The sequence below is a fragment of the Mesorhizobium sp. P3_A10 genome (genome assembly GCF_056403175.1).
Genome location: NZ_JBFUFZ010000001.1, coordinates 1,375,502 through 1,387,126, shown reverse-complemented (window position 1 = coordinate 1,387,126; position 11,625 = coordinate 1,375,502). Strand labels below are relative to the sequence as shown.

Genomic DNA, 11,625 nt, shown 5'->3' with positions numbered 1-11,625 from the left:
CGGGACACCGGTCAGTACATGGCCGCCCAGCGACACTGTCGTCAGGCCGTCCGGCGACGTGAATCCGATCGTACCCGAGGTCGTTTCCGAGGTCGCAGGCTCGTTCGAGCCGGAAGGCTCGCCGGCGCGCGCCGGCAGGCCAGCCTCATAGACCGTCGTGTCGTCGCCGCCCGCTACCGGGATCGATACGGTCGGCGTTCCATCGCCGATCGAAATCGTCAGCGTGGTGTGCGAGGTGTCGCCGTCGCCATCCTTGATCGTGTAGGTGAAGACGTCGTTGACGCCACCGGGCGTGCCGGCATCGCGAACGTAGCTGTAGGTGCCGTCGGCAGCGAGCGTCAGCTTGCCGTAGGTGCCCTGGATTTCGACGCCGAGCGTGGCTGCATTGTCGACAGCGGCATTGGTGTTACCAGCCTCGACGCCAACCACTGTCGCGCCGTCGGCGCCCTTGGTGTCGGCAACGCCGTCCGTGGTGTTCGCGTCGATCGCGTCCGTACCGCCGACAAGCACATTGCCCGTCGCGGGGCCGAACTGGCCCGCGGCGATGCTGTCCGTGTCGGCAACCGCCGTCGGAACGTCGTCGACGATGGCGACGGCAAAGGTGGTGCTGGCCGAATCGCCGTCGACATCCGTAACTGTGATGCTGAAATTGTCCGGAACCGTGTCGTTGGGATTGAACCCGTCCCCCTGAAGGGGATGAGTGACCGATTCGGTCACCGTGTAGTTGTATTCGATAGCACCCGTGGTCGGATTGTAGGAGACAATCGTCAAATAGCCGAAATCGCCCGCAATCTGCTGGCCGACGCCGGTAACGGTGACGCCGTTGATGACGATCGACCCGATACCATCCGGTGCGTCGATGCTGATCGTTCCGACGCCAGAGGTTTCAGCGTTACTCGGCGCATCGCTGCCGGGTGATTGTGACGGGCCGCCGTCGATACCGGTTTCGCTGGCCGCCTGGTCCGGGGTGAGCAAGGACGTGGCCACCACGGAAACCGGCCTGTCGACGACAGACGGAAACAGCTCGCGCCGATCCAGAAGCCCAAATTGCAGAGCCGTCGGGGGCAACAGTGCCGACAGGTCAAACCCGTCGCCTATGCCACCGGGGGGAACCGAGAAATCTGCGCCTGCACTTGGGTTCGAACCACCCGGGCCGGCCGATATCGAACCATCGGCACCGAAGGCGACATCGACATGACTTGCTTCAAGCGCTGCCAGCAAGGCAACGCGAGGAACCTCGACGTCACCGATGATGAAGGTCGGCACGTTGAGCGCGCCATCCTTGATAACGATCACCGAGCCGTCAGCCTGTTCGAGCACGAGGTTGTGGCCGTCGACCTTGATGTTGTCGATCGAGACGTTGGCCGGAAGCTTTACCACGTTGCTGGCGTCGGCCACGTATTCGTGGGGCGCAGCTGCAGCCGGGGCCTTCGCCTCCGCAGGTGCATCCTGCTTGACGGGCGCACCGCTGCCGACGTCAACCGGTACGGGCTCGGCAGGTGCCGGCTGCGCGGCCTGCGCTACCTGCATCCCTGCCTGCGCCGGGGAGCCGCCATGTTCATGGGGAGCAGAGTGCTCATCCCAAGAATTCGAGACGGTGTCCAATTCGTTACTGTTCGTCATAGCCAAACCCCTCCAGCATTTCCCGGAAAGAGACAGTGACGGCCCCTGCTTTGCAACTATCCCGCCATACCTTTCATATATTCCGATATGCGCATCTCAGCATTTTTTACGCATGGTAAACCCCGAACGCATAACCAGATATACATTGACTGAGCCGTGGCCCGCTTGATGCCCGGCAGTCGATTTGAGCCGGTAGACATAAGTATAAATTTGAATAAAATTTTATGCAAAATAGATTATCCTGTTTTCGAGAAATTTATCCACCTTCATTTCCAGTAATTTGAGACAAGGTTGGTAGCGTCCACAGTCAAAGGTGGGCGTTATGAAAAAAGAAAAATCTGCTCGGGGGATAACCGGGCTCAAGCTGCTTCTGCTGGCGATGGGCATCGCAAGCCTGCCGCAGCCATCATCCGCGAGCGCCATCGCAGCTGACGTCGGCCGTACCGATGCACTGCTGGCGGCGGTCGAAACCCCGTCTAGCCTCGGCGGCGTTTCGCTAGCTCGACCGCAACCTTGGCAGCCTGTTTCAGCCTACAGGATCGGCATGGTCTTCGGCAGCTATGGTCCTGTTGCTGCTTATGAAAAGCGTGGTCCCTCGATCGCGCAGGGCGACGCCGGGATCGACCCGATCCAAACGGCGGCGATCATTCCCGGCGTGTTCGGTTCGGTTGCCCTGTCGATGCGCAATTTCCCGGTTTCAGCGCGCTGGGCGCCCGTCTACAAGGCAATTGTCGAGTGCACCGCGGCCAGCGCATGCGAGCGCAAGAACAGCACCTTTGCCGGGATCGTCGAGGCCGCCCGAGACAAGCGTTTCATCGACAAGCTGTCGTTCGTCAACTCAAGTATAAACCGCGCGATCGCCTACAAGAAGGACAGCGTGGTTTACGGCAAGCTCGACTACTGGGCCAAACCCTCGGAAATCCTCGAGCGGCGGGCAGGGGACTGCGAGGATTTCGCCATCCTCAAGATGGCCGCGCTGCTGCATGCAGGCATCCCGGCGCAGAGCATGTCGCTGGTTGTCTTGCAGGATCGCAAGCGCGGTTTCTTTCATGCCGTGCTGTCGGTCAGCACCGGCAGCGGCGTCTTCATTCTCGACAGCCTGAGCAATGTTGTTTCGCGCGACAGCGATCTGCCGAGCTACGTGCCGCTGTATTCGTTCAGCACCGACCGGGCGTGGATCCATGGCGCAAAGACCGGCTCTGCGCAAATCGCCGATATCAAGGGCGGCCTTTCGACGGTCGCGCCGGGCGAAGGTCTGCAGCAGTAAGTATGCCTTCAGGCTGTCTTCTCTAACCGCCGAAGACGAACGCCATCAGCAGTTCCGGCTCGACCACCGGCGCCCGCACCGCGTTCAGTTGGCCTCGGTAGCGGCGATCGCCGGCGCCGATGACGAAACCGGTGGCGACCGGGGTCTCGCCATTGGCATCGAGCCTGACGAATATGTCGGCGACATTGAGGTCCAGCGCCAGCTTGAGGTCGTGGCGCGCGTCCTCGTTCGGCGCCACCGGCAATTGACGACGTACTAGTTGCTGGAACGGCGCATTGAACGTCAGGATCTTCTTTGACGATGACAGGGCAAAGGCCGGTGAGGGACAGGCGACCAGAATGGCGTTGATGGTCTTGATCGACGCCAGCCTCTGTAGGGTGAGGTTCTCGTCGGCCAGCCCACGCATGCAGGCCACGCGGATTGCCGATGTCAGGTTTCCGGTGTTGGCGTGGCTCTCGGCGATCTCTTCGATCAGCATGCCGATCGTGCATTTGCGGTTTTCGGCCATTTGCTTCAGCGAGGTCCAGAACGCCCGCTCCAGACGAATGCCGCGGCGCGTGCCGCCGCGCGCCACAACCCGGAACTCCAGCCCGAAATCCTCTGCCGCCAGCGGTGGCAGCAGCCGGTCGCGATCGGCAGGAGGGGAGATCGCGCTACCGCTCACTCATCGCCTCCTCACGCGCCTTGTTGATCGGCTTCATAAGGTAGGTGAGGATCGTCTTGCGGCCAGTCTTGATGTCAACCGAGCAGATCATGCCGGGGATGATCGAATAGGTCTTGCCGTCGCGTGTCAGTGTCGATTTGTCGGTGGCGACGCGCACCTGATAGTAGGGTTCGCCGGTCTTCTGGTCGACCAGGCTGTCGGCGGTGATGTTCGAGACCTTGCCTTCGATGCCGCCGAAGATCGAGAAGTCATAGGCGGTCACCTTGATCAGCGCGTCCTGGCCCGGCCGGATGAAAGCGACGTCTCGCGGTGAAACCCGTGCTTCGACCAGCAGGGTCTCGGAGGTCGGCACGATACCAGCGACGACCGCGCCGGGCTGGACGAAGGCGCCGACCGTGTTGATGTCGAGCGTGTTGACGATACCGTCGACAGGCGAACGGATGTCGGTGCGCGCCACCTTGTCGGTGGCGCCGCGTATGGTCTCGTCCACCACCGAGAGGTCGGCGAGCGCCTCTGTCAGATCGCTCAGCGCTTCCTGTTGCAGCTGCAAGCCGAGTTCATCGACCTGAAGCTGGGCTTCCGTGATGGCCGACTTGGCTTTCTTGATGGTTTCTCCGGCGAGTGCCAGCTGGCCATTGAGCTCGGTCTGCTCGCGCTCGACGCGGAGCTGCTCGGTTCGCGCCATCAGGCCTTTCTTGACCATCGCTTCGACCAGCTTCGCCTCCTGGTCGCTGACGGCCAGATTCTTCGTCAGGCGATCGGCATTGGCGTTGGCCTCGTCCAGTTCCTTCTCGCGCTGATCGAGGCGCGACTTGAGAACCGAAAGCTTGACTTCGAAGTTGTCGCGGCGCGCGATGAGCAGCTTCTGCTCGTTGTCGCAGATTTCCGGCGCCACCTTCTGGATCTCGGACGGGCAGGGAAACGCGCCCTCGAGAGCGCCGGTCTGTTCGAATTTGAGTCGTGCAATGCGCGTCTGCAGCGCCCGCGCCTTGGCCTGCTGCTCGCCGAGGCTTGAGGTGTTGAAGGTGTTGTCGAGGCGAATGATGAGGTCGTTCTTCTTGACGATTTGCCCGATCGTCACAGCGATTTCCTGAACAACGCCGGGCTCGCTGGCCTGGATGATCTGGGTCTTCGACGCCGGTATGATCTTGCCGTCGCCGCGCGCGATTTCATCGACCTCGGCAAAGGACGCCCAGGCGACCGAACTCGCAAAAAGCGCTCCGATGATGAATATCGACGCCGACGCGAAAAGCGGCGGGCGGTCTTCCCTGGCAAGCATTCTTACGCCCCAACGTATTGAATGTATTCAACAAGTCTGTTCTGTCAGGCGCTTGTTTTCTGCAGCGCCTGTATCACTTGGTCTTTCGGTCCATCGGCGACGATCTTGCCCTGCTCGATGACAATCAGGCGGTCAGCCAACTCTAGCATGCTGAAGCGGTGCGTCGAAACGATCAGTGTCGTGCTGCGATCGAAGGCCACTTTAAGCTGCTTGATCAGCTGGCGCTCGGAAGCCAGATCCATCGAGCCGGACGGTTCGTCCAGGAAGACGATTTTCGGTTTGGTCAGCAACAGACGGGCAATTGCCATTGTCTGCCGCTGGCCGCCCGAGAGATTGGTGCCGCGCTCGCCGACATTCATGTCATAGCCGCGCGGATGGCGGGAGACGAAATCGTCGACGCCGGCAGCCTTGGCCGCTTCGACGATCTGTTCATCGGTTGCCTCCGGGCACGCCATCAGGAGATTTTCCTTGATGGTGCCGGAAAACAGATCGTTGGCCTGCGCGACGATACCGACCGCCGCACGAACCTCCGATGGGTGGTATTGGCGGATGTCGATCCCGTCCAGCAGCAGCTCGCCGGAGGTCGGCAGAAAGAGCCTGCCGATCAGCCGCCCCATCGTCGTCTTTCCCGAGCCTATGCGACCGATGATGCCGATCCGCTCACCGGGCTTCACCGAGAAGTTCACGCCGGTCAGAACTTCGTTTTCGGAACCCGGATAGACAAAACCGACATTCCTGAACGCCATCGCTCCATTGCGAATGGGGCGGTTGACGAAACCAACCGTGTCCGGCCGATCCTCCGGCTGCGCCATGATCGAATTGACAATTCGCAAGGAGAGCATTGCCTGACGAAGTCTGGACAAGGTGATCGCGATCTGCCCGAGCGGAGCCACCGCCCGGCCCGCCAGCATGACGGTGCCGATGATGGCGCCGGTGGAGACATGGCCTTCCGAAAAGGCATAGGCGCCGGCCACGATCAAGGCGACGGTCACCAGCTGCTGGATGGCCTGCGTTATGTTGCCGGCGGCAGCCGAAAGCTGCTTTATCTTTTCGGACGTGTTGGATGCGTTCTTGGAATGCTCGGCCCACTTTCGCAGAAGGTACGCCTCTGCCCGCAGCGACTTGATCGTCTCCAGCGTGGAGATGGACTCCACCAGCAGGGCCTGGCGTTGCGAAGCTTCGTTCATGGACGCGGCAACGCGTTTGCCGATACGCCGTTGCGTGATCAGCCCGACGATCACGGAGGCGACAAAGGCAAGGGCAGGTATGATGACCAGCCAGCCGCCTATCGCATAGATGACAAGAAGAAAGACGAACACGAATGCCGTGTCGATGAAGACGCTGATGGTGTTCGACGTGAAGAACTCGCGTACGAACTCGTACTGCGTCACCCGATTTGCATATTCGCCGGTTGAGCCGGGGCGTGCCGACAGAGACGAGTTCAGCACTTTCTCGAACAGCATGTAGGAGATGCGAAGATCAGCCTTGCGCCCGGCATAGTCGATAAGCGATGCCCTGGCTGTCTTCAAAAGCAGGTCGAACAGAATGACCGCGCCGATCCCGATCGACAGCACCCAGAGCGTCGAAATCGCCTTGTTGGGCAAGATCCTGTCGTAGACATTCATGGTGAAGATCGGCGAGGCGAGGGCCAACACATTGATGAAGACCGCCGACAGGACGACCTTCGAATAGGTGCGCCAGAACGGCGCCATCGTTCCCGTCAGCCAATGTCGCCGTTCGATCTTGGCCGCCGAACCGACGTTCATCCCCTCGACCGCGTTGGCGTAGGTTATCGAGAAGGAAACGCCGCCGCTTATATAGCTTCCGGCAAGCTCGGATTTGCTGATGGATGTGCGGCCGTCTTCCTGGGAAGCGGTCGTAAATCCACCGTCCGCTGTCTCGGCAAGCAGAGCAACCGGCAATTGGCTGACGCGAAATAGAATGGCGGGGAGGTCTATGCGTCCGCGAAGAAAATCGCGATGGCTGAACTCGGTGATTTCGAGGCCGATGCGCTCGGCAAGATGCCGGATGGCATCGATCTCAATTTGCGTGTCCGACAGCGGCACACCGGCAAACAGCACGGTCTCCGCGCTCGGCCTGCCGAGATATCCGGCGACAGCCGAAAAGCAGGCCTTGAAGGCCTCTTTTGGGGACAGGATTTTGGGTTGTGGGTTCACGATCTGCCCGCGGGACTATCGTTCGACCTTGGGCCCTCCTACTTCTTTCTTACCGGCGCGAGGATGTCAAAAGGCAGATCGTTCTTTTGCTCCGACGGCGTGCGTGCATAGGTTTCGGTGTCGGCCGTTTCCGGTGCATTGAACTCTGCCTTGGCGTAGGCGGTGGCCTGTTTAGCCGGATGAAGGCCCATGGTGTTCAGCAACTGTCCGGTTGCCGCCAGCAGTCGGTACTGGGCGAACAGCGATGCGTAGGACGCGGTGTCGGCAAGCGTCGCTGTGTTGAACCGGGTGTTCTGCGCATCGAGCACGTCGAGCAGCGAGCGCTGTCCGACCTTGAACTGCTCGCGATAGGACGCCACCAGCCTTTCGTTGGCGGCAGCCTGAAGCTTCAGTGTCTTGGCTAGGTCGGCCTGCCGGAAGCGTCGATCCCATGAAGTACGGACGGCTTCCTCGATCTCGCGCAGGACCTGGTGCAGGACAAGGCGCTGCTCGCTGGTGCGGCGGATTTGTTCTTGCTCGTTGGCCTTGTCGATGCCGCCGCGATAAAGGTTCCAGCGCAGCACGACCCTTGCCTGAAGGTCGCTCGTGTCGCCCTCACTGCCATCGATGTCGGATCCTGCCCGGGCGACACCTTCGGCGGTGATCGAGGGCCCGAATTTTGCCCGTGCGGCATCCACGAGGGAAGCTGCGGCGTCGATATCGCTGTTGGCCATATGCACGCGCGGATTGTTCTGTCGTGCCAGCCCGATTGCTTCATCAAGCGATCTCGGCAGCGCGGCGGACACATCGCCCGGCCTCGAGGCGCTGGTCAGCGGCTTTCCGACAGTCTTGAAGAACCGGATCTTTGCTGCCTCTAGTTCCTCGGTGGCTTCCTGCAAACGGGCTTTGGCGGCGAAGAGCCGCTCCTCAGCCTGCTGACGATCGGCCTCGTTCAGCGCGCCGCCGGCAATGCCTTGCTGGATGTCGCCGAGAATTCCCTGATGGAATCCGAGGTTCTTCTTCGCCTCGGCGACGATCGAGGCCTGCAACATGGCTTCGAGGTAATCCTGGACAACCGAGAGTCCAATGAATTCGGACCGTTCCAGAACCCGGAACGAGGCGCCGTCGACGCGCGAGGCCTGGCGGTTTAGTTCGGCGCGCCTCGCACCGCTGTCGTAGAGGGTCTGCGTAACCGTGAGGTCGGTTTCAGCTGGATAGAGCGTGTCGTTCTCGATGGAAAGAGAGCGCCTGTTCGGATTGTCGAGGCGGCGAGCCCCCGCTGACGCTTCCAGGTCGACGCTGGGCAGATAAAGCCCTTTCGCCTGGCGCAACTCGAATTCGATTGCTTCGCGGTTTTCGATTGCCTGGCCAATCTCGGGATTGGACTCCACCGCAACGGCCATAGCCTCTTTAAGAGTGAGCGCATGGGCACTCCCGCAGCTCAATATGGCAACCGTCGTCAGCAGGCCAAGGCGCTTGCATATGGCCGACATAGTTGTCGTGTTCATCTTATTCCACCCCAACGTTTTCCCGCTGCGCCCTTTTTCAGACGCTACAACCCAAGCGTGATTGTCCACAAATTCACGAAAGATGTCAGTACCTATTGATTTTAGAGGCCGCTAAAAAGGTGGATTCAAGCAATAAGGTTGCGGAATGTAGCAAAAATGGCACAGAACCAATACCCGCTGCGGTTTCTGGCAAAAGCCATCAGAATTCGAACAGGGCAAACGAAAACATCCGCGAACAGGGCTACAAGGCGATCCTATAAGCGAGTCTCCCGAAATAGCCTGACTATTTCTGGGTGTATATTGCTTCGCAAGCGCGACCGGCAGCAGCTTGGTGGCGGCTGCAGGTAAGCTTTAGCCTGTTTCCCAGGCGCCTGGAAGCTGGAACGGTCACTGCGGTTGAGCGCCGCCGACCGGGTACGGGTGTTCAAGCCTTGCGAGGTCGCGCCGCTTTTGGGCGAGCTTCCTCAAGCTGCCGGTTGCATAGCCGCCCTCAGCAGCATGCCAAACAGGTCGCGTGGCTCATCCGGATCGGCGAGCAAGTCGAGTTCCTCATATAGGCCGGTCGCTTGTAGCTGGTCGCGCACATATCGTAGCGCCGAAAAATCCTCGATGGCAAAGCCGACCGAGTCGAACAGCGTGATCTGCTTGGCGTTTCGGCGGCCTTGCGCCTTGGCGGCGATCACTTCCCAGAGCTCGGTCACCGGATGGTTGGGATCCAGCTGCTGGATCTCGCCCTCGATGCGTGTCTGCGGCGGGAACTCGACGAAAATGTCGGAGCGCAGCAAGATGTCCTTGTGCAGTTCGGTCTTGCCAGGGCAATCGCCGCCGACGGCGTTGATGTGGACGCCGGAGCCGACCATGTTGTCGGTGAGTATGGTGGCGCACTGCTTGTCGGCGGTAACAGTCGTGATAATCCCGGCACCTTCGACCGCTTCCTGCCCGGTTTCGCAGATGGTGATGTCAAAACCCATGCCGGCCAGGTTCTTCGCGCACTTCAGCGAGGCTGACCGGTCGATGTCGTAGAGCCTGAGCCGGTCGACGCCGGTCAACGCCTTGAAGGCGATGGCCTGGAATTCCGACTGGGCACCGTTGCCGATGATGGCCATGGTGCGGGTGCCGCTCGGCGCCAGATATTTGGCCGCGACCGCCGATGTGGCGGCGGTGCGCAGCGCGGTCAGGATGGTCATTTCGGTGAGCAACATCGGGTAGCCGCTGCCGACATCGGCGAGCACGCCGAAAGCGGTCACCGTCTGCAAACCCTGGCGCATGTTCTTGGGATGGCCGTTGACGTATTTGAAGCCGTACATCTTGCCGTCGCTGGTCGGCATCAGCTCGATGACGCCATCATGGCTGTGCGAGGCGATGCGCGGCGTCTTGTCGAAAAGCTCCCAGCGTCGGAAGTCTTCCTCGATGTAGCCGGCGAGTTCGGTCAGGAAGCGCTCGACGCCGATGGCGATCACCAGCTTCATCATGCGGTCGACGCTGACGAAGGGGACGATGTTCAGCTTTGCCGTGGTCATGATCAAAAGCTCCCGGAATGGCTGCGGGTCGGACGGTCCATGATGCGGCGGCCCATCAGGCTGGCGGTGAGGTCAACCATCAGTGTCGCGGTGCGGCCACGCTCGTCCAGAAAGGGGTTCAACTCGACCAGGTCCAGGCTGGAGACGAGGCCGCTGTCGGACAGCATCTCCATCACCAAATGCGCCTCGCGGAACGTCGCGCCGCCGGGAACCGTGGTGCCGACCGCCGGTGCGATCGACGGGTCGAGGAAGTCGACGTCGAGACTGACATGCAGCAGCCCGCCTTCCGCTGCTACGCGCGCCAGGAAGGCGCGTAGCAGCGGCGCGATGCCATGCTCGTCGATGGCGCGCATGTCGTGCACGGTCACGCCCGCCTGGTTAAGCGCCCTGCGCTCGGCCGGGTCGACACTGCGCAGGCCCATGGTGCAGATGCGCCTGGGATCGACCGCTGCCGGCAGATCCGGGAAATAGCCGCTAAAGCCCGGCTGGCCGCTGGCGTAGGCGAGCGGAACACCGTGCAGATTGCCGCTGGCGGTGGAGTCGAGCGTGTGAAAGTCGGGATGGGCGTCGAGCCACAGCACGAACAGCGGGCGCCCGGTTTCAGCGGCGCGGCGGGCGAGGCCCGACACGGTCCCGGCTGAGATCGAATGGTCGCCGCCAAGAAAGATCGGCATGGCATTCTCGCTCGCCGCGTAGGCGGCTTCGGCAATGGCGGATGTCCACGCCGATACCTCGGGCAGGGCCTTCAGCGCCAGGTTGCCGTGCGAAATGCGCCTCGCCGGCATCGCCTGGACGGCGCCCATATCCTCGACAGCGTGACCGAGGCCGGACAGCACTTCAGCCAGTCCGGCAGTCCTCAGGGCACTCGGCCCCATTTCGCATCCCATTCTGCCGGCGCCGTCCTGCACTGGCGCCCCGACGATTTTGCAACGCATCGTTTTCCCGCGGTTCAAGTCCTGATAGCCGCGAGAAGATCATGGCGAGCCGGCGATATGAACAGGGAGAATTGGCAATCCGAAAAGCATTATCTATCATAATGGCAGCAGAACTGATCAAAATGGTAGATTCGATGGATGCGTTGGACGAACGGCTGGTGACCTTGCTGCGCCATGACGCGCGGCGCAGCGTGTCGGATCTCGCCGTCGATCTCGGCGTCTCTCGCGCCACGGTTCGGGCACGTATGGAGCGGCTGGAACGGTCCGGCGACATCATCGGCTACACGGTGGTGTTGCGCGCCGACGCCGTCGATCAGCGCATCCGCGGCATCATGCTCATCGAGATCGAGGGCCATGCCGCCGACCGCGTGGTCCGGGCGCTGGGTGGCTTCCCGGAAGTCTCGACCATCCACACCACCAATGGCCGCTGGGATCTGGTGGTCGAGCTCGGGACCGCCTCGCTGACCGATTTCGATGCAGTGCTGCGGCGCATCCGGCTTATAGCCGGCATTACGGGCAGCGAAACCAGTCTACTCCTGGCGACGCCACGCACGACGCGAGCGCGACTTACCTAGTCTCTTGTGGGCAGAAGGATCACGGTTAAGTCGCCTTGGTGCCGTGGGGCAGTTGCACAAGCAGAGACATTTGTCAGCAGTCAATGGGATCTCGTTGC

At 61.3% G+C, this 11,625-nt stretch carries 9 protein-coding genes; 2 read left to right on the top strand and 7 right to left on the bottom strand.

Annotated elements, in window-relative coordinates:
- Positions 1-1,530 (bottom strand): VCBS domain-containing protein (locus AC1DXU_RS06700; RefSeq protein WP_477365889.1); only part of this gene is annotated, 1,530 nt, incomplete at its 3' end.
- Between the two features lie 415 nt (positions 1,531-1,945).
- On the opposite strand from AC1DXU_RS06700, the gene AC1DXU_RS06695 reads away from it, so the two are divergent.
- Positions 1,946-2,890, top strand: a complete 945-nt coding sequence (locus tag AC1DXU_RS06695; protein ID WP_477365886.1) for a transglutaminase-like cysteine peptidase — start codon at positions 1,946-1,948, stop codon at positions 2,888-2,890.
- Between the two features lie 22 nt (positions 2,891-2,912).
- Here the strand turns inward: AC1DXU_RS06695 and AC1DXU_RS06690 are convergent, their stop codons facing one another.
- The 6 genes from AC1DXU_RS06690 to rocF form a co-directional block, all read right to left on the bottom strand.
- Complete coding sequence (locus AC1DXU_RS06690; protein ID WP_477365883.1) at positions 2,913-3,554, bottom strand: ribbon-helix-helix domain-containing protein; 642 nt, start codon at positions 3,552-3,554, stop codon at positions 2,913-2,915.
- The gene (locus tag AC1DXU_RS06685; RefSeq protein ID WP_477365880.1) at positions 3,544-4,833 is read right to left on the bottom strand and encodes an HlyD family type I secretion periplasmic adaptor subunit; all 1,290 of its coding nucleotides are present in this window, start codon (positions 4,831-4,833) and stop codon (positions 3,544-3,546) included. Before AC1DXU_RS06685 ends, AC1DXU_RS06690 begins: the two co-directional genes overlap by 11 nt.
- 44 nt (positions 4,834-4,877) lie before the next feature.
- The gene (locus AC1DXU_RS06680; protein WP_477365877.1) at positions 4,878-7,010 is read right to left on the bottom strand and encodes a type I secretion system permease/ATPase; all 2,133 of its coding nucleotides are present in this window, start codon (positions 7,008-7,010) and stop codon (positions 4,878-4,880) included.
- A 38-nt stretch (positions 7,011-7,048) separates the two neighbouring features.
- On the bottom strand, positions 7,049-8,497 hold the full coding sequence (locus AC1DXU_RS06675) for a TolC family outer membrane protein (protein WP_477366061.1): 1,449 nt from the start codon (positions 8,495-8,497) through the stop codon (positions 7,049-7,051).
- A 464-nt stretch (positions 8,498-8,961) separates the two neighbouring features.
- Positions 8,962-10,017: an ornithine cyclodeaminase gene (locus tag AC1DXU_RS06670; protein WP_477365874.1), complete on the bottom strand. Its 1,056-nt coding sequence runs from the start codon at positions 10,015-10,017 to the stop codon at positions 8,962-8,964.
- 2 nt (positions 10,018-10,019) lie between these two features.
- Positions 10,020-10,952 (bottom strand): arginase, encoded by a 933-nt coding sequence (rocF, locus tag AC1DXU_RS06665; RefSeq protein WP_477365871.1) that lies wholly within the window; start codon positions 10,950-10,952, stop codon positions 10,020-10,022.
- A 134-nt stretch (positions 10,953-11,086) separates the two neighbouring features.
- Here rocF and AC1DXU_RS06660 point away from each other — a divergent pair, with 134 nt between their 5' ends.
- Positions 11,087-11,527: an Lrp/AsnC family transcriptional regulator gene (locus AC1DXU_RS06660; protein ID WP_031261243.1), complete on the top strand. Its 441-nt coding sequence runs from the start codon at positions 11,087-11,089 to the stop codon at positions 11,525-11,527.
- Positions 11,528-11,625: the final 98 nt, after the last annotated feature.